The organism is Delftia sp. 60 (genome assembly GCF_002754395.1).
Lineage (GTDB): Bacteria > Pseudomonadota > Gammaproteobacteria > Burkholderiales > Burkholderiaceae_C > Comamonas > Comamonas acidovorans.
Genome location: NZ_PEFD01000001.1, coordinates 2838878 through 2855786, shown reverse-complemented (window position 1 = coordinate 2855786; position 16909 = coordinate 2838878). Strand labels below are relative to the sequence as shown.

Annotated in this window: 17 protein-coding genes; 2 read left to right on the top strand and 15 right to left on the bottom strand. The window is 66.3% G+C overall.

Annotated elements, in window-relative coordinates; genetic code table 11:
* Nucleotides 1-100 precede the first annotated feature (100 nt).
* Nucleotides 101-817 (bottom strand): sulfite exporter TauE/SafE family protein, encoded by a 717-nt coding sequence (locus tag CLV01_RS12955; RefSeq protein WP_012204632.1) that lies wholly within the window; start codon nucleotides 815-817, stop codon nucleotides 101-103.
* 5 nt (nucleotides 818-822) lie between these two features.
* Nucleotides 823-2205: an oxygen-independent coproporphyrinogen III oxidase gene (gene hemN, locus CLV01_RS12950; RefSeq protein WP_034391810.1), complete on the bottom strand. Its 1383-nt coding sequence runs from the start codon at nucleotides 2203-2205 to the stop codon at nucleotides 823-825.
* A 162-nt stretch (nucleotides 2206-2367) separates the two neighbouring features.
* Here hemN and fnr point away from each other — a divergent pair, with 162 nt between their 5' ends.
* Complete coding sequence (gene fnr / locus CLV01_RS12945; protein WP_034391808.1) at nucleotides 2368-3087, top strand: fumarate/nitrate reduction transcriptional regulator Fnr; 720 nt, start codon at nucleotides 2368-2370, stop codon at nucleotides 3085-3087.
* Nucleotides 3088-3168: 81 nt separating this feature from the next.
* Here fnr and CLV01_RS12940 read toward each other — a convergent pair whose 3' ends face one another.
* The 9 genes from CLV01_RS12940 to CLV01_RS12895 all read right to left on the bottom strand — a co-directional run bounded on the left by CLV01_RS12940 (nucleotide 3169) and on the right by CLV01_RS12895 (nucleotide 11522).
* Nucleotides 3169-3456 carry a hypothetical protein gene (locus tag CLV01_RS12940; RefSeq protein ID WP_013803226.1) on the bottom strand — a complete coding sequence of 96 codons (288 nt, stop codon included), beginning with the start codon at nucleotides 3454-3456 and terminating at the stop codon, nucleotides 3169-3171.
* A 179-nt stretch (nucleotides 3457-3635) separates the two neighbouring features.
* Complete coding sequence (locus CLV01_RS12935; RefSeq protein WP_099734142.1) at nucleotides 3636-3950, bottom strand: FixH family protein; 315 nt, start codon at nucleotides 3948-3950, stop codon at nucleotides 3636-3638.
* Nucleotides 3951-4007: 57 nt separating this feature from the next.
* Nucleotides 4008-5462, bottom strand: coding sequence for a cytochrome c oxidase accessory protein CcoG (gene ccoG / locus CLV01_RS12930; RefSeq protein ID WP_013803227.1), 1455 nt, complete (start codon nucleotides 5460-5462; stop codon nucleotides 4008-4010).
* Nucleotides 5463-5539: 77 nt separating this feature from the next.
* Nucleotides 5540-6457: a cytochrome-c oxidase, cbb3-type subunit III gene (gene ccoP / locus CLV01_RS12925; RefSeq protein WP_012204626.1), complete on the bottom strand. Its 918-nt coding sequence runs from the start codon at nucleotides 6455-6457 to the stop codon at nucleotides 5540-5542.
* A 27-nt stretch (nucleotides 6458-6484) separates the two neighbouring features.
* Nucleotides 6485-6622, bottom strand: coding sequence for a cbb3-type cytochrome oxidase subunit 3 (locus CLV01_RS12920; protein WP_012204625.1), 138 nt, complete (start codon nucleotides 6620-6622; stop codon nucleotides 6485-6487).
* Between the two features lie 11 nt (nucleotides 6623-6633).
* Complete coding sequence (ccoO, locus tag CLV01_RS12915) at nucleotides 6634-7266, bottom strand: cytochrome-c oxidase, cbb3-type subunit II (protein ID WP_012204624.1); 633 nt, start codon at nucleotides 7264-7266, stop codon at nucleotides 6634-6636.
* Nucleotides 7267-7285: 19 nt separating this feature from the next.
* Nucleotides 7286-8722, bottom strand: a complete 1437-nt coding sequence (gene ccoN / locus CLV01_RS12910) for a cytochrome-c oxidase, cbb3-type subunit I (RefSeq protein WP_063326627.1) — start codon at nucleotides 8720-8722, stop codon at nucleotides 7286-7288.
* A 63-nt stretch (nucleotides 8723-8785) separates the two neighbouring features.
* Nucleotides 8786-8923, bottom strand: a complete 138-nt coding sequence (gene ccoS, locus CLV01_RS12905) for a cbb3-type cytochrome oxidase assembly protein CcoS (protein ID WP_013803228.1) — start codon at nucleotides 8921-8923, stop codon at nucleotides 8786-8788.
* Between the two features lie 163 nt (nucleotides 8924-9086).
* Nucleotides 9087-11522 (bottom strand): heavy metal translocating P-type ATPase, encoded by a 2436-nt coding sequence (locus CLV01_RS12895; RefSeq protein WP_099734143.1) that lies wholly within the window; start codon nucleotides 11520-11522, stop codon nucleotides 9087-9089.
* 116 nt (nucleotides 11523-11638) lie between these two features.
* Here CLV01_RS12895 and CLV01_RS12890 point away from each other — a divergent pair, with 116 nt between their 5' ends.
* Nucleotides 11639-12082: a universal stress protein gene (locus CLV01_RS12890; protein WP_012204620.1), complete on the top strand. Its 444-nt coding sequence runs from the start codon at nucleotides 11639-11641 to the stop codon at nucleotides 12080-12082.
* Between the two features lie 108 nt (nucleotides 12083-12190).
* Here the strand turns inward: CLV01_RS12890 and CLV01_RS12885 are convergent, their stop codons facing one another.
* The 4 genes from CLV01_RS12885 to CLV01_RS12870 all read right to left on the bottom strand — a co-directional run bounded on the left by CLV01_RS12885 (nucleotide 12191) and on the right by CLV01_RS12870 (nucleotide 16893).
* Nucleotides 12191-13744 carry a malonate--CoA ligase gene (locus CLV01_RS12885; protein WP_099735163.1) on the bottom strand — a complete coding sequence of 518 codons (1554 nt, stop codon included), beginning with the start codon at nucleotides 13742-13744 and terminating at the stop codon, nucleotides 12191-12193.
* A 43-nt stretch (nucleotides 13745-13787) separates the two neighbouring features.
* Complete coding sequence (locus CLV01_RS12880; RefSeq protein ID WP_099735164.1) at nucleotides 13788-14975, bottom strand: CaiB/BaiF CoA transferase family protein; 1188 nt, start codon at nucleotides 14973-14975, stop codon at nucleotides 13788-13790.
* Between the two features lie 17 nt (nucleotides 14976-14992).
* Complete coding sequence (locus CLV01_RS12875) at nucleotides 14993-15961, bottom strand: Bug family tripartite tricarboxylate transporter substrate binding protein (protein ID WP_047217627.1); 969 nt, start codon at nucleotides 15959-15961, stop codon at nucleotides 14993-14995.
* 182 nt (nucleotides 15962-16143) lie between these two features.
* Nucleotides 16144-16893: an enoyl-CoA hydratase/isomerase family protein gene (locus tag CLV01_RS12870; RefSeq protein ID WP_012204616.1), complete on the bottom strand. Its 750-nt coding sequence runs from the start codon at nucleotides 16891-16893 to the stop codon at nucleotides 16144-16146.
* Nucleotides 16894-16909: the final 16 nt, after the last annotated feature.

Sequence of the window (16909 nt, the reverse complement as noted above, 5' to 3'; positions counted from 1 at the left end):
TCGGCAATATGTAAGCCGATGATTCGGGCATTATCTCCAGTTCTGAGGGCCTCGCAGCCAATCCGCGACCCCAGGTGCCAAGTCTGGCCTCAGCTGTTGCTCAACGGCACCAGAGGCTGGGCTTGTAGATCAGGTCCATCCACAGCGCCCAGACGGCCACGCCCACCAGCATCAGGCCGGCCAGGCGCGTGCCCCATTCGGCGCGCAGGCCGTTCAGGCGCTGCCGGCCCAGCCGCCACAGCCAGGGTCCGGCCACCAGCCACAGGCCGCTGCCCACGCCAAAGGCCGCCATGGCCAGCGCGCCCTGCAACGGGCCGCCGCTGAGCGCGGCGACCAGCACGGCCGAATACAGCAGTCCGCAAGGCATGAGCGCCCAGGCATAGCCTGCCGCCAGCGTGCCGCCCGGCGCCGACACCCAGGGCTGCACGCGCCGCCAGGCGGCGCGGCCGGCAGACTCCAGCCAGGCGGGCTGGCGGGCCTGCACCATCATGGCCAGGCCCCAGGCCATCACGGCGACATGGGTCAGCGTCCAGAACGGCTGCAGCGCCGTGGTCTGGCTGGTGAGCCAGGACAGGCTCTCCATGGCCAGGGCAGACGCAGCGCCCAGGCTGGCATAGCCGGCCAGACGGCCGCCGTGGAACAGCGCCGTGCGCAGCCACAGCCGGCTTTGCAATCCATGCACGGCCACCACCTGCGAGCCGCCGCCCTGCCCCGCCCCGCCCGTGACCACGCCGCAGGGCGCAGCGCACATGGCAAGGCAATGGGGCCCGCCGACGAGCCCCATGATCAAAGCGGTCCAGAGCAGCGACAACAGCATGGGGCCTAGATGATCCTCGAAAACCGCGCCCGGTTCTTGTCCGCCTGCAGATATCGGTCAAACAGCATGGCCACGCCGCGCACGAAGTACCAGCCCATGGGCGTGACCTGGAAGCCCTCGTCGCTGATCTGCACCAGGCCCTTGGCCTGCAGGTCCTCCAGGGCCGCCATCTCGGGCGCGAAGTACTCGCGAAAGCCCAGCAGCCAGGCCTGCTCCATGGGCTCGAACAGCACGGCGCCCTGGCACATGATGGCCATGATGACGGCGCGGCGCACCAGGTCGTCGCGCGACAGCGCCAGGCCACGCACCACGGGCAGGTGGCTGGCGTCGATGGCGTCGTAGTACTCCTCCAGCGTCTTGGCGTTCTGGCTGTAGCTGGCACCCACCTTGCCGATGGCCGACACGCCCAGCGCAATCAGGTCGCAGTCGGGCTGGGTGCTGTAGCCCTGGAAGTTGCGGTGCAGCCGGCCCTGGCGCTTGGCCACGGCCAGCGAGTCCTCGGGCAGGGCGAAGTGGTCCATGCCCACGTAAACATAACCACCGTCCATGAACGCGGCGATGGAACGCGACAGCATGGCCAGCTTGTCGGCCCCCTGGGGCAGATCCTCGGCCGCAATGCGCCGCTGCGGCTTGAAGCGCTCGGGCAGGTGGGCATAGGCATAGAGCGCGATGCGGTCGGGCCGCAGCGCGTTGACCTGGGCCAGCGTGCGCTCGAAGGATTCGGGCGTCTGCTTGGGCAGGCCGTAGATCAGGTCCACGTTGATGGAGGCAAAGCCCAGCTGCCGCGCGGCCGCCACCAGCTCGAACACCTGCTCGGCCGGCTGCACGCGATGAACCGCGATCTGCACCTGTTCGTCAAAGTCCTGCACACCGAAGCTCAGGCGGTTGAAGCCCAGCTCCTTGAGCACGGCCAGGCGCTCGACGCTGACGGTGCGCGGATCGACCTCGATGGAGTACTCGCCACCCGGCTCCAGCTTGAAATGCTCGCGCAACAGGCCCATCAGCGTGCGCAACTCGTCGTCGGAGAAGAAGGTGGGCGTGCCGCCGCCCAGGTGCAGCTGGCTGACGGTCTGGCCCTTGCCGCAATGGGCAGTATGCAAGGCCATCTCGCGCGCCAGGTAGTCCAGGTAGACGGCGGCGCGATCGTGGTGGCGCGTCACGATCTTGTTGCAGGCGCAGTAGTAGCAAAGCGACTCGCAAAAGGGCACGTGCACATACAGCGACAAAGGCATGGCACGCGCTGCGGTACTCGATTTGCGTTGTTGCAGCGCCAGGATATAGTCCTCTGCACCAAAGGCCTCGACAAAGCGGTCGGCGGTAGGGAACGAGGTGTATCGGGGCCCCGGTACGTCAAAGCGACGCAGCAGCTCTGGGGTGACAGCGGTCATGGGTTTTTTCCTCTAATACCTCGACTGTGCCGCAGCACATCGGTCATGTCCTTGACTCATATCAAGAGTTGTTTGAGGGACTGCTGCGACAATTTGATCCAACTCATCGCAATCCACGAGGTCACCGCCGGCACGCTGTGTGCCGCTGATGTTTATCACTCCATGAACCTTCAGACCATCAAAGCCTCCTGCTCCAACTGCAACCTGCGCGAACTGTGCATGCCCATGGGCCTGGATGCCGAGCAGATGCAGCGCATCGACGACATCGTGGCCACGCGCCGCAAGGTCAAGCGCGGAGGCCTGCTGTTTCGCAACGGCGAGACATTCACCTCGCTGTACGCCATCCGCACCGGCTTCTTCAAGACCTGCGTGGCCACCGAGGACGGACGCGACCAGGTCACAGGCTTTCAGATGGCCGGCGAGATCATCGGCCTGGACGGCATCGTCAACGACCACCACACCTGCGATGCCGTCGCGCTGGAAGACGCCGAAGTCTGCGTCATGCCCTTCGACAAGCTGGAAGACCTGTCGCGCGAGGTCACGGCCCTGCAAAACCATGTGCACAAGGTCATGAGCCGCGAGATCGTGCGCGAGCACGGCGTGATGCTGCTGCTGGGCAGCATGCGCGCCGAAGAGCGCCTGGCCGCCTTCGTGCTCAACCTGGTGCAGCGCCTGCATGCGCGGGGCTTTTCCAAGTCCGAACTGGTGCTGCGCATGACGCGCGAGGAAATCGGCAGCTACCTGGGCCTGAAGCTGGAGACGGTGAGCCGCACCTTCTCCAAGTTCGCGGACGACAACATCATCGAGGTGCGCCAGCGCCATCTGCGCATCCTGGACACGGAGGCGCTCAAGCGCATCGTCAACAGCCAGCAGTGCCAGTGAGGCTGCAAGGGCGGCAAGCATTCATCCGCCAATGAACAAGGCCCGCGACAGCGGGCCTTGTTCATTGCGGCGGGCTCTCGCTCAGTCCCGCCCCAGCCCCTGCATGGCCAGGTCCGGGTCGGGCTCGGAGACCACGCCGTCATTGAGATCGCGGGCCGAGCGGCCCAGCATGGTGGTCATCAGGCTGGAGAGCATGGTCACGCCCCAGAAGGCAAAGAAGGCCAGCGTGTAGATGCCCTGGCGCGACCAGCCCAGGTCGCCGAGCCAATGCAGCTCCAGCGGGTCCACAAAGGCAAAAACCAGCATCTCCATCACGGCGGCTGCCAGAAAGGCAGGCCAGGCAATCCACATCCAGCGTTGGGCCAACATCAGCGATCTCCTTGTGCTGTCGAGGGGTCGCCTTCATTGTGCGCCGCGCCAACGCATGGCGCCAAGCCCCGCAGCGCCCTGCACGCCTGTAGGAAACCCTCACCCGTCGCGAATGCCGGAGATGCGATCCGCCATGCAAAAAGGCCGCGACTGCGGCCTCTTGCAGGGGTGCACGGCGATCAGCGGTCGGTGGGGTGATCGTGCGCGGGCGTGGCCGCATGGTTGCGGCCGGTGACGGCGGGCGCCATGCTCTTGGGCACTTCGCGCACGCCATCGGCACGCTCGTTGATCTTGATGCCGTTGCGGTAGTAGTCGGGGTCGATCACGGGATCGGCGCCATTGATGGCGATGATGGCCGTGATCACGGCAGCGACCACCACGGCCGCCGGGCCGGCCACCACCAGCCAGACATGGCCGAACTTCCACCAGGGCTTGCCGGCGTCGGGGTGCGAGGGAGCCTGCGCGGGCGCGGACACTGCGGGACTGGAAGACATGGGAAACCTCTTTCTTTCAGGCGGCAGGCGCGGACCGTGCCGCGCCTGCCAGGAACATCACCGGGGCACCAGGAAGACGGCCTTTTCGGACGCGCGTCCCGCGCCTGAATGCACGGCATCGATATCGAAGAATACGGTGTGCGAGCCCGGCTCGGCCGAACCGTAGGGAATCTGCAGGCGCGCCGCAATGCCGCGCGTCTCGGCCGGGCCGACCTCGACTTCCTGCTCGGACGCCAGCTCCAGCCCATCGAGGCCATGGGCGCTGATGCGGTAGCGCTGGGCCTGCTCGGTGGCATTCATGATCTGCAGGCGGTAGACATTCTCCAGCTTGCCGCCCGCCACGATGCGCGACAGCGAGGCGCGGTCGCGGATCACGTCCACCTTGACCGACTGGCGCAGCGCCAGGCTCACGATCATGGCCACGCTCAAGCCGATCAGCACGGCCGAGTAGATCAGCACGCGCGGACGGAAGATGCGGCGCAGCACCTGGGCACGCCGCCACAGGCCGGCCATGGCGTTCTGCGTGGTCAGGCGGATCAGGCCGCGCGGGTACTCCATCTTGTCCATGATGGAATTGCAGGCGTCTATGCACAGGCCGCAGCCAATGCATTCGTATTGCAGACCGTTGCGGATGTCGATGCCCACGGGGCAGACCTGCACGCACATCTTGCAGTCGATGCAGTCGCCCAGGCCCTGGGCCTTGTAGTCCACCTTCTTGGTGCGCGGCGCACGCGGCTCGCCCCGGCCCGTGTCGTAGCTGACGATCATGGTGTCCCGGTCGAACATGGCGCTCTGAAAGCGCGCATAGGGGCACATGTACTTGCAGACCTGCTCGCGCATGTAGCCCGCGTTGCCATAGGTGGCAAAGCCGTAGAACAGCACCCAGAACATCTGCCAGCTGCCCTGCAGCGCCAGCAGCTCGCCGCCCAGCTCGCGGATGGGCACGAAGTAGCCCACGAAGGTGAAGCCGGTCCACAGCGCAATGGCGATCCACAGCAACTGCTTGAGCGACTTCTTCCAGGCCTTCTCGAAGGTCCAGCCGTTCTTGTCCAGCCGCATGCGCGCGCTGCGGTCGCCTTCGACCTTGCGCTCCACCCACATGAAGATCTCGGTGTAGACCGTCTGCGGGCACGAGAAGCCGCACCACAGGCGCCCGGCCACGGCCGTGAACAGGAACAATGCCAGCGCCGAGATGATCAGCAGGCCCGCCAGGTAGATGAAGTCCTGCGGGTACAGCACCAGCCCGAAGAGATAGAAGCGCCGCGTTCCGAGGTCGAACAGCACCATCTGGCGCTGGCCCCACTCCAGCCAGGGCAGGCCGTAGAAAACCAGTTGCGTGAGAAACACCAGGGCCCATCGCCAGCGTGCGAAGACACCGCTGATGGAGCGCGGGTAGACCTTCTTTTCCGACTCGAACATCGACACCAGCTCGCCCGGATCAGGCGTGGCCGGCGTGATCGGAATGACTTTGCGGGGAGGCTTCCCGGTGTCATCCCCGCTCTCGGGCTTCATGGTGGGTTCCTTTGTTTTTTTGAAATATCTGAAAACTCAAAACGCAAAAAGGCGGCGCCGCAGCGCCGCCCCTGTGCTTACTGACGGACTGCGCCGTCTTTGTGCGACATGCCCCAGACATAGGAAGCAAGCACCGCGATCTGCGCCTCGGTCAGCTTGTCCTTCTGGGCAGGCATCTCGTTGTGCTTGCCGTTGTTGATCATGGCCGTGATGGCGGCCTCGCCCCAGCCGTGCAGCCAGATGTCATCGGTCAGGTTGGGCGCGCCCAGGGCCTGGTTGCCCTTGCCGTCCATGCCGTGGCAGGCTGCGCAGGCCGTGAACTTGGACTTGCCCAGCGAGGCCTTGAGCGAGTCGTGCGGGCTGCCCGACAGGCTCAGCACATAGTGCGAGAGATTGCGCACATCGTCGGGCGTGCCGACGGCAGCGGCCATGGGCGGCATGATGCCGATGCGGCCGCCCGTGATGGTTTCCCTGATCTTCTCGGGCGTGCCGCCATGCAGCCAGTCGCCATCGGTCAGGTTGGGGAAGCTCTTGCCGCCGCGTGCGTCCGAGCCGTGGCACTGTGCGCAGTTGTTCATGAACAGGCGCTCGCCGATGGCCATGGCCTGGGGGTCCTTGGCCATGTCTTCGGTGCTCATGCTCGTGAACTTGGCGTACAGCGGCTCCAGGTCCGCGCGGGCCTTGGCCATCTCGTTTTCATAGGCGCCCAGCTGCGTCCAGCCCAGCTTGCCCGCGAACGAGCCCAGGCCCGGATAGGCCGCCAGGTAGGCGAAGCCGAACACCGAGGTGATGATGAACAGCCACATCCACCACTTGGGCATGGGGTTGTTCAGCTCGCGCAGGTCCTCGTCCCAGACGTGGCCCGTGGTGTTGTCGGCCGAGGGGACCACCTTCTTGCGTGCGGTGAGATACAGCAGCAGCAGGCAGCCGATGATGCCGCCCAGCGTGATCGCCGTGACATAGATCGACCAGAAGTTGTTTACGAAATCGCTCATGGGAAGTTCTCGTTCTGGTGGAGGGACTCAGTCTTGCTCGAACGGCAGCTGGGCGGCCTCGTCGAAACGGGCCTGGTTGCGGCGGGCGAACGCCCACCACCAGATGCCGATGAAGCAGGCCAGCGAGGCCAGCGTGGCCACGATGCGCATGGTGGTGATGTCCATGTCGCTCTCCTTTACTTGACCGAACGGCCCAGGACCTGCAGGTAGGCGATGACGGCGTCCATTTCCGTCTTGCCCTTGACCTGCTCGGCAGCGCCGCTGATTTCCTCGTCGCTGTAGGGCACGCCCACCTTGCGCAGCGCGCTCATGTGCTGGGCGACCACGGTGTCATCCACCTTGTTCTTTTCCAGCCAGGTGTAGGCAGGCATGTTGGACTCGGGTACCACGTCGCGCGGGTTGTTCAGGTGGATGCGATGCCATTCGTCGCTGTACTTGCCGCCCACGCGGTGCAGGTCGGGACCCGTGCGCTTGGAACCCCACTGGAAGGGGTGGTCATAGACGAACTCGCCAGCCACCGAGTAGTGGCCGTAGCGCATGGTCTCGGCGCGGAAGGGGCGGATCATCTGCGAGTGGCAGTTGTAGCAGCCCTCGCGCAGATAGACGTCGCGGCCCATCAGCTGCAGCGGCGTGTAGGGCTTGAGGCCCGCCACCGCTTCCGTGGTCGACTTCTGGAAGAACAGCGGAACGATTTCCACCATGCCGCCGACGGCGACCACCAGCAGGGTCAGCACGATCAGCAGGAAATTGTTGGTTTCCACCTTCTCGTGGGAAAAGCTCTTGGGAGCGCTATTGTTGTGATCGGACATAAGTAATGCTCCTAGACGCTCAGGCGTGGGCCACGACGGCAGGCACGGCCACCTTCACCGAACGGCCCGAGATCGCGGTCTTCCAGGTGTTCCACAGCATGACCAGCATGCCGCCCAGGTACAGCAGGCCACCGGCCACGCGGATCACGTAGAACGGATAGCTGGCCTTGACGCTTTCGACGAAGGTGTAGGTCAGCGTGCCATCGGGATTGACGGCGCGCCACATCAGGCCCTGCATCACACCGGCGATCCACATCGCGGCGATGTACAGCACGATGCCGATGGTGGCCATCCAGAAGTGCAGTTCGATGGCGCCCACCGAGTGCATCTTGGTCTTGCCGAACAGGCGCGGGATCAGGTAGTACAGCGAGCCCATGGTGATCAGGCCCACCCAGCCCAGGGCGCCCGAGTGAACGTGGCCCACGGTCCAGTCCGTGTAGTGCGACAGCGCGTTGACGGTCTTGATGGACATCATCGGACCTTCGAACGTGGACATGCCGTAGAACGACAGCGACACGATCAGGAAGCGCAGGATGGGGTCGTCGCGCAGCTTGTGCCATGCGCCCGACAGCGTCATCACGCCGTTGATCATGCCGCCCCAGCTGGGAGCCAGCAGGATCAGCGAGAACACCATGCCCACGGACTGCGTCCAGTCGGGCAGCGCGGTGTAGTGCAGGTGGTGAGGACCCGCCCACATGTAGGTGAAGATCAGCGCCCAGAAGTGGACGATGGACAGGCGGTAGCTGTAGACCGGACGGCCAGCCTGCTTGGGGATGAAGTAATACATCATGCCCAGGAAGCCTGCGGTCAGGAAGAAGCCCACGGCGTTATGGCCGTACCACCACTGCACCATCGCGTCCTGCACGCCGGCGTAGGCCGAGTAGCTCTTCATCCAGCCGGCCGGAATGGCTGCGCTGTTGACGATGTGCAGCAGTGCCACGGCGATGATGAAGGCGCCGAAGAACCAGTTGGCCACGTAGATGTGACGGACCTTGCGGATGCCGATGGTTCCGAAGAACACGATGGCATACGAGACCCAGGTCACGGCGATCAGCAGGTCGATCGGCCACTCCAGCTCGGCGTACTCCTTGCCCTGGGTGTAGCCCAGCGGCAGGCTGATGGCGGCGGCGAGAATGACGATCTGCCAGCCCCAGAATGTCAGGCTGGCCAGCTTGGGCATGAACAGCCGCGTCTGGCAGGTGCGCTGCACCACGTAGTAGCTGGTTGCGAACAGCGCCGATCCGCCAAAGGCAAAGATCACGGCGTTCGTGTGCAGCGGACGCAGGCGCCCGTAGCTCAGCCATGGAATGCCGAAGTTGAGTTCCGGCCAGGCCAGCTGCGAGGCGATCAACACCCCGACAGCCATGCCTACCACCCCCCAGACGACGGCCATGATAGAGAACTGCCTTACGACGGAATCGTCGTAATAGACAGCGTTTTTATTTGAACTATCCATCGTGCACCCCTTAGATTGCTATCAAAGTGTTACGTTCTTCGCTCCCGGGCGTGTTGACCCACGTCAATCGTCCCGAAGAATGCGCTCACCCTCTTGCTCCACACTCTCGAACTGCCCGCGATATACGGCCCACCACAGGGCCGCAAGGATGGCCAGCACCAGCACCACCGACAGCGGGATCAGCAAATACAAAATATCCATGGTCAGTTCCCCGTGGCGCTGACGCGCCACGCCTTGCCCCCAAAACGGGCGCGATCCAGCTCAGTGACACCGAGCAAGAGCCGCCTCGCGGCGAAGGTGTCGTTCCCCTCCCGCGAAGCGAGAGAGGGGGAAGCGGCGCAGCCGCTCAGGGGGTGTATTTCCATCAGAACCTCCCCACCGTTGCGGTGGAGCCCGTCTTTATCGCGACGGACGCTGCGGGCGCAGCAGGCGTGCCCGTGTGTTTCGTTGCAGCCAGTGGCAGGCTGCGCGCAAGGCGCGCGGCATTCATCACCACCAGCAGCGAACTCAGTGCCATTCCCAGGCCGGCCACCCAGGCAGGCATGAAGCCCGCCAGGGCCAGCGGAATCGACACCGCGTTGTAAGCGGCTGCCCAGGCCATGTTCTGGCGCACCACCTGCAGCGTGCGGCGCGACAACAAGCATGCCTGGAGTACCAGTTCCAGGCTGTCACCCAGAACAACGAAATCTGCGCGCGATTGTGCCAGGGGCACTGCTCTACCAAAAGCAAAAGAGACATGCGCTCCAGCTAAAACTGGGCCGTCGTTGAGGCCGTCGCCCACCATGGCCACGTGGTGGCCGCCAGCCTGCGCCTGCTGCAGGCGCTCCAGCTTGTCCTGCGGGCTGCAGCCGCCTTCGGCCTGGGTGATGCCCACGCGCGCCGCCATGGCGCGGGCCGCGTCCTCGCGGTCGCCGGACAGCAGCATCACCTGCACGCCATGCCGGTGCAGCGCCTGCACCACGGCGGCGGCCTCGGGCCGCACGTCCTCGCTGAGGACGAAGCGGGCCAGCGTGTGCCAGCCCTGCGAGGTCTCCTCGGCCAGCAGCACACCCTGCACGGGCTGCTCCCCGGCCAGGCCTGCATGCAGGGCCGAGCCCAGCCGCAGATGGCGGCGCGCGCCGGCGCGCTGCACCCAGGCGTCCAGGCCCAGGCCGGCCATTTCCTGCATGGTGTCCAGCTTCCAGTCGGTGGCGGCATCGGCGCCGGCCTGCGCAATGGCGCGCGAGGCCGGGTGGATGGACTGGCGCGCCAGCAGCGCCGCCAGTGCCAGCACTTCGTCGGCGTCTTCGCCCGCAGCAGGCTCGAAGGACGACAGGGCCAGGCCATCGCGCGTGAGCGTGCCGGTCTTGTCGAACACCAGGGTGTCCACGGCGGCCAGCGCCTCCAGGCCCTGCAGGTTGCGCACCAGCACGCCGCTGCGTGCCAGCGTGCCGGCGGCAGTGAGCATGGCCACGGGCGTGGCCAGCGACAGCGCGCAGGGGCAGGTGACGATGAGCACGGCCACCGCCACCATCATGGCCTTGCCGGGATCGGTGGGCCACCACCAGATGGCGGCGCCCAGCGCAGCCAGCAGCACCACGACGAGAAAGGGCCGCGCCACCTTGTCGGCCAGCTGGGCCAGGCGCGGCTTTTGCAGCGAGGCGCTTTCCATCAGGCCCACGATCTGGGCGAAGCGCGTATCGGCGCCCACGCCATCCACGCGCACATCGACCACGGCATCCAGGTTGTAGCTGCCGGCCGTGACGGTATCGCCCTCGGCACGCAGCACGGGCGTGGACTCGCCGGTGAGCAGGGCCTCGTCGGCATGGGTGCGGCCGCGCACGATGGTGCCGTCGGCCGGGAAGGCCTCGCCACTGAGCACGCGCACCCGGTCGCCCGCCCGCAGGCGGCGCGTGGCCACGCGCTCGAAATGGCCGGCCGCGTTCTCGCGCAGCACGGCATCGGGCAGGCGGTTCATCACGGCTTCCAGCGCGCCGGCCGTGCGGTCGCGCAGGCGCAGCTCCAGCCAGCGGCCGGACAGCAGGAAGAAGACGAACATGGTCAGCGAGTCGTAGAAGACTTCCTCGCCGAAGGGGCCCGAAGGATCGAAGGTGCCCAGCGAACTGATCACGAAGGTGATCAGCATGCCCAGGGCCACGGGCAGGTCCATGCTCACGCGGCGCTGGCGTATGTCGCGCAGCGCGCTGGAGAAGAAGGGGCCGCAGCAAAACAGCACCACGGGCAGCGAGATGACCCAGGAGGCCCAGCGCAGCAGCGTCTCCATCTCCTGCGACAGGTCGCCGGGGCGGGCCACGTAGGCGGGCCACGCATACATCATCACCTGCATCATGCAAAAGCCGGCCACCAGCCAGCGCCACAGCGCACGGCGGCTCTCGGCCTGGCGGCGCTCGCGCGCAAAGGCATCGCGTGCGGGAAGCGCCTGGTAGCCGGCGCGCCGCACGGCCTCCATCCACTCGGAGGGAAGCACCTGCGCATGGCGCCAGGTGACACGGGCGCGGCGCGTGGCAGCACTGACTTCGGCCTTCTCCACTCCGGGCACGGCACGCAGCGCATCCTCGATGGTCAGGGCGCATGCGGCACAGTGCATGCCTTCCAGAACGACGTGCGAATCCCAGGCGGGAAAGTCGGTGGGTTCCTTGGAAGGGTCGGCGGGAGTTGCGGGGCCTGCGGGCCGTCCGAACGAACTCCACTCCTGCGGATCATCCAGCAGCCGGGCGGTGGCCTGCTGCGAGGGCGAGGGGCCTGAATCAAGCGCCGCCACTGCCGCCTCGCTGGATGGGGCTATCGTGGTGTGGGGCATGGTTCTTAGCGTAATCGGGCCGCATGATAAGCGTATTGACATTAATCAACCGTTAACTCATGGTTGGGTCTATGCTGACTTCATCCCATCCATCAGCACACACGAAAGGAGCACGCATGTACAACCGCATCCTGATCGCCACCGACGGTTCCGAGCTTTCCGACAAGGCCGTGGACAGCGGGCTGGGCCTTGCCGCGCTGTGCGGCGCCAGCGTCGTCGTCGTCCAGGTGGTGCAACACTATCCGCGCAGCTACTTCGAGGGCGGCGAGACCGTGGACCTCAAGCAGATCGAGCGCATCGAAGGCCAGTGGACTTCCAACGCACAGACCGTGCTGGATGCCATCCATGCCAAGGGACAGGCTCTGAAGGTCAACGTGACCACCGAGATCGTCAAGTCCGACCTGGTCGCCGAAAGCGTGATCGACGTGGCCAAGCGCCGCGACTGCGATCTCATCGTCATGGCCTCGCACGGACGCAAGGGCCTGCAGCGCCTGCTGCTGGGCAGCGAGACGCAGCATGTGCTCACGCACACCCATATCCCCGTGCTCGTCCTGCGTTGAAGGGTAGCGGCAGCCTCGGCGGCCGCCACACAAAAAAAGGCATCGGCGGCGCCGATGCCTTTTGCTTTTTCAATCAGGTCAGGGCGCAATCCGCACCCTGGCGCCAACTCAGGCGAACAGTTGCTTGTGTTCGTCGCGCAGCAGGTTCTTCTGCACCTTGCCCATGGTGTTGCGCGGCAGCTCCTGCACCACGAAGCAGCGCTTGGGAATCTTGAAATTGGCCAGCTGGCCCTTGAGCGCATCGACCACCGCCTGGGGCTCCAGGGCGGCCCCGGGGCGCGGCACGACCACGGCCACGCCCACTTCGCCGAAGTCCGGGTGCGGCACGCCGACCAGGGCGCTTTCGGCCACGCCGGGCAGCTCGTTGATGAAGCCTTCGATCTCGGCCGGATAGACGTTGTAGCCGCCCGAGATGATCAGGTCCTTGCTGCGGCCCACGATGCTCACATAGCCCCGCTCGTCGAGCTTGCCCACGTCGCCCGTGCGGAACCAGCCATCGGCCGTGAACTCCTCGGCCGTCTTCTCGGGCATGCGCCAGTAGCCCTTGAACACATTGGGGCCACGCACCTGGATGTTGCCGATCTCGCCCACGGGCACCTTCTCGCCTGCGTCGTCCACGATGCGCACGCCCACGCCGGGCAGCGCAAAGCCCACGGTGCCGGCGCGGCGCTCGGACTGGCCGCCGTTGTGCGCGTCGGCGCGGTAGGGATTGGAGGTCAGCATGATGGTCTCGCTCATGCCGTAGCGCTCCAGGATGACGTGGCCGGTGCGCTCCTGCCAGTCGCGGTGCGTCTCCACCAGCATGGGGGCCGAGCCCGAGATGAACAGCCGCATGTGGGCCGCCGCCTCGCGCGTGAGCCGCGCGTCCGCCAGCATGCGCACGTAGAGCGTGGGCACGCCCATGAAGACGGTGGCGTCGCGCATGCGCGAGATCACCGTGCCGGGTTCGAACTTCGACAGCCAGATCATGGGGCTGCCATTGATCAGCGCGCCGTGGATGGCCACGAACAGGCCGTGCACATGGAAGATGGGCAGCGCGTGGATGAGCACGTCGCCGTCCTGCCAGCCCCAGTAGTCCTTGAGCGTCTCGGCGTTGGACAGCATGTTGCCGTGCGTGAGCATCGCCCCCTTGCTGCGGCCCGTGGTGCCGCTGGTGTAGAGGATGGCGGCCAGGTCGTCCTCGCCGCGCTCCACCACCTCATGCTCGTCGCCATGGTGGGCCGCGCGTTCCAGCAGCGTGCCGCTGCGGTCGTCGCCCAGGGTGTAGACATGGGCCACGCCCGAGGTGAAGGCGATCTTGGAGACCCAGCCGAAATTGCCCGGCGCGCAGACCACGACGGCGGGCTCGGCATTGCCCACGAAGTACTCGATCTCGGCGCTCTGGTAGGCCGTGTTCAGCGGCAGGAAGACATGGCCGCTGCGCAGCGTGGCCAGATAGAGCATCAGCGCCTCGACCGACTTTTCCACCTGCACGGCGATGCGGCTGGCGGGCGGCAGTTGCAGCGACTGCAGCAGGTTGGCCATGCGCGCGCTGCCACGGTCCAGGTCGGCCCAGCTGTAGAACAGGCTGGCGCCGTCCGCGCCTATGGCCTCTACGGCCCACTTCTGCAGATCCTGGGGAAAGGCGGCGCGCAAGGCAGCGAACAGATTGCGGTTGGTCATGGCTGTGAAGAAGAAGGAAGAGTCCGCGGGAAGCAGGGAAATCTCAGGCACGTTCATGGTTGGGCGAAGGCTGCGCCACGGACAGCTCGCGCAGGATGCGCTCGCGGTCCGCGTCCAGCGCGGGCGGCTGCCTGCGCACCAGGGGCTGATCGCACGCGGCCAGCAAGGGGTTGCCCGCCACGCGCAGCATCTGGCCACCGGGGGCCTGCACCTGGGCCAGCATGCCGCGCTCGCGCACCTGGGGGTGCTCGACGACATCGGCCACGCTGTTGTACTCCCCCGCCGGGATGCCATTATCAGTGAGCAGGCGCAGCCAATGCGCCCTGGGACTGTCCCGCAGGCGCGCCTCCAGCGCGGCCTTGAGTTCGGCTTGGTGCTCGCAGCGCAGGGCATTGCCGGCAAAGCGCGCGTCCTCGGCCAGTTCGGGCAATTGCAGCAGGCTGCACAGCTTGCGGAACAGCGCATCGCTGCCCACGGCGATGACGAACCAGCCGTCCTGCGCCGCGAACACATCGAAGGGTGCCATGGACGGATGCCGCGTACCCATGGGCCCCGGCACGCTGCCCAGCGCGCCGAGCCGCGCCACGGGGTTCTCCAGCAGGGCCACCTGGCAGTCGAGCATGGAGACATCGACACGTTCGCCCTGCCCCGTGCGGGCGCGGCGCATGAGTGCGGCCTGCGTGCCGATGACGGCGTACAGCCCTGCGCCCAGGTCGCCGATGGACACGCCCACGCGGCAGGGCCCGGCGCCCGGGTGGCCGGTCACGCTCATCATTCCGCTCATGGCCTGCACCACCATGTCGTAGGCAGGAAAGCCGCTGTAGGGGCCTGTCTGGCCAAAGCCAGAGACCGACGTCATCACCAGCCGGGGATGGCGCGCATGCAGGGTCTCCCAGCCATAGCCGAGCTTGTCCATGGTGCCGGGGCGGAAGTTCTCGACCAGCACATCGGCGCCTTGCAGCAGGCGCTCGAAGACCTCGCGGTCCTGCGGCTGCTTGAGGTCCAGCGCAATGGATTCCTTGTTGCGGTTCACCGACAGGAAATAGGCCGAGCCCCCGTCCACAAACGGCCCGATGCCGCGCGCATCGTCGCCCGTGCCGGGCTGCTCCACCTTGATCACGCGCGCGCCCAGGTCGGCCAGCATCTGCGTGCACATGGGGCCGGCCAGCACGCGCGTGAGGTCGATGACGGTAAGGCCTTCCAGCGGCAGGCCCGTGGCTTGTTCATTCATGGTTTGCTCATTCATATTCACTGCAATCCGGCGCCGGAACGCTGGGTCAGGGCCTTGGACTCCTGCCCTTCCTTGAGGGCCCAGGCGCGGAATTCTTCTAGGGATGCCGAGGGCGCGGCCAGATTGCCCTGCTTGGCCAGCCTGGCCTTCACATCGGGGTCTTCCAGCGCCTTGGTGCTGGCATCGAACAGCTTCTTCGCCACGTCCTCGGGCAGACCCGCCGGGGCGAACAGGCCGAACCAGAACGTGTAGTCAAAACCCGGCACGCCGGACTCCTTCATGCCCGGCAGCTCGGGAAACAGCGGGGAGCGCTCGGCCGTGCTCACCGCCAGCATGCGCAGCTTGCCCGCCTGGGCCAGCGGCAGCACCGAGGGCGGCGTGCCGAAGGTCAGGTCCACATCGCCGGCGGCCACGGCCTGTATCGATGGCGCACCGCCCTTGAACGGCACATGCAGCATGCGCAGCCCACCGCTGGCGCCCGCGAACGACAGCGTGGCCAGGTGCGTGATCACGCCTGCGCCCGAGGAGGAATAGCTGAGCTTGTCGGGCTGGCTGCGCGCCAGCGCCACCAGATCGCCCACGCCTTGGCCTGGAAAATCTTTGCGCACGGCCAGCAGCATGGGCGCCGAACTCCAGCGCGTGATGCCCGTGAAGTTGCGCGCGCCGTCATAGCGCGCGCTCTTGTAGAGCAGCTGGTCCGAGCCATAGATATTGGCGCTGCCCAGCAGCAGCGTGTAGCCGTCGGGCGCTGCACGCGCCACATGCTCGGAGGCCAGCGTGGTGCCGGCGCCCGGGCGGTTGTCCACCAGCAGGGGCTGGCCCAGGATCTTGCCGACCTTGTCGGCCACAATGCGCGCTACCGCGTCGGCGCCGCCACCGGGAGGAAATCCCACGACCAGCGTGACGGGCCGGGCGGGATAGGACTGGGCCATCGCGCCACCGGCCAATCCGGCCAGCAGCAACGACAGTGCAAAACGCTTGAACATGGCTTGTCTCCTGTTTATTGATACCCCCTGAGTCGCTGCGCGCCTTCCCCCAAAGGGGGACGACACCCTCGGTGCGGGAGCAGCCCTTCCTCGGTGTCCCCGAGTTAGGCCGCGCCGGTTCCGTGGGCTGTGGGCGGTAGGCAGCACCACGGGCAATCTGCGTGTATGCGGGAGGATGCGGTTCAGCGCCCCTTGAACTCCGGACTGCGTTTCTCGCGCCAGGCCCGGCCGCCTTCCTGCAGGTCTTCGGAGGCGATGCTGCGCTGCACCTCGCGCGTGATCTCGGCCACGTCATGGCGGCCACGCGCGATCAGGTTCAGGTGCTTTTTCATGCCGAACAGGGGGATGGGAGCCATGGCGGCCAGCGTGCCGGTGAGCTGCTCCACGGCCGCGGCGAAGGCGGCGGGATCGGCCAGATGGGTGAGGAATCCGCAGGCCTTCATCTCCGGGGCCTGGATGCGCTCGCAGGTCAGGAACAGCCGCTTGGCCGTGTCCAGGCCCAGGCGCGAGACATAGCGCTCCAGCCCGCCCGCGTAGAAATGCAGGCCCAGGCGCGCGGCCGGCATGAACATCTCGGCCGCCGTGCTGCCCACGCGAAAATCGCAGGCCAGGGCCATGTCCGTGGCACCGCCGTAGACGCCGCCGTGGATGGCGGCCACGGTCACGGCGCGGCATTGTTCGATGGCGTCCACCATCTCGCCGAAGCTGCTGCCCTCGGTCTGGCTGCCCTGGATCTCTGATATATCATAACCACTGCAAAAGTACTTGCCTTCGCTGCGCAGCACCACCACGCGCACATCGTCGCGGTGGTTGATATGCTCCATGTGCGCGACCAGCGCGCCCAGGTCTTCCGGGGCCAGCTTGTTGGCCGCTTCGGGGCGCTGCAGCGTGATGGTGGCCAGGTGATCCTGGATGTCGAGTCTGGGTGTCATATGTATCAGTCAGTCA

Excerpts from the sequence above, each read along its gene's own strand:
- CLV01_RS12935 (WP_099734142.1), bottom strand. The coding sequence starts at position 3,950 with ATGTCTTCCAGTCCCGCAGTGTCCGCGCCCGCGCAGGCTCCCTCGCAC.
- CLV01_RS12895 (WP_099734143.1), bottom strand. The coding sequence starts at position 11,522 with ATGCCCCACACCACGATAGCCCCATCCAGCGAGGCGGCAGTGGCGGCG.
- CLV01_RS12870 (WP_012204616.1), bottom strand. The coding sequence starts at position 16,893 with ATGACACCCAGACTCGACATCCAGGATCACCTGGCCACCATCACGCTG.
- ccoO (WP_012204624.1), bottom strand. The coding sequence starts at position 7,266 with ATGTCCGATCACAACAATAGCGCTCCCAAGAGCTTTTCCCACGAGAAG.
- ccoG (WP_013803227.1), bottom strand. The coding sequence starts at position 5,462 with ATGAAGCCCGAGAGCGGGGATGACACCGGGAAGCCTCCCCGCAAAGTC.
- ccoN (WP_063326627.1), bottom strand. The coding sequence starts at position 8,722 with ATGGATAGTTCAAATAAAAACGCTGTCTATTACGACGATTCCGTCGTA.
- hemN (WP_034391810.1), bottom strand. The coding sequence starts at position 2,205 with ATGACCGCTGTCACCCCAGAGCTGCTGCGTCGCTTTGACGTACCGGGG.
- CLV01_RS12890 (WP_012204620.1), top strand. The coding sequence starts at position 11,639 with ATGTACAACCGCATCCTGATCGCCACCGACGGTTCCGAGCTTTCCGAC.
- CLV01_RS12920 (WP_012204625.1), bottom strand. The coding sequence starts at position 6,622 with ATGGACATCACCACCATGCGCATCGTGGCCACGCTGGCCTCGCTGGCC.
- CLV01_RS12885 (WP_099735163.1), bottom strand. The coding sequence starts at position 13,744 with ATGACCAACCGCAATCTGTTCGCTGCCTTGCGCGCCGCCTTTCCCCAG.
- CLV01_RS12940 (WP_013803226.1), bottom strand. The coding sequence starts at position 3,456 with ATGTTGGCCCAACGCTGGATGTGGATTGCCTGGCCTGCCTTTCTGGCA.
- CLV01_RS12880 (WP_099735164.1), bottom strand. The coding sequence starts at position 14,975 with ATGAATGAACAAGCCACGGGCCTGCCGCTGGAAGGCCTTACCGTCATC.
- fnr (WP_034391808.1), top strand. The coding sequence starts at position 2,368 with ATGAACCTTCAGACCATCAAAGCCTCCTGCTCCAACTGCAACCTGCGC.
- ccoP (WP_012204626.1), bottom strand. The coding sequence starts at position 6,457 with ATGAGCGATTTCGTAAACAACTTCTGGTCGATCTATGTCACGGCGATC.
- CLV01_RS12875 (WP_047217627.1), bottom strand. The coding sequence starts at position 15,961 with ATGTTCAAGCGTTTTGCACTGTCGTTGCTGCTGGCCGGATTGGCCGGT.
- ccoS (WP_013803228.1), bottom strand. The coding sequence starts at position 8,923 with ATGGATATTTTGTATTTGCTGATCCCGCTGTCGGTGGTGCTGGTGCTG.
- CLV01_RS12955 (WP_012204632.1), bottom strand. The coding sequence starts at position 817 with ATGCTGTTGTCGCTGCTCTGGACCGCTTTGATCATGGGGCTCGTCGGC.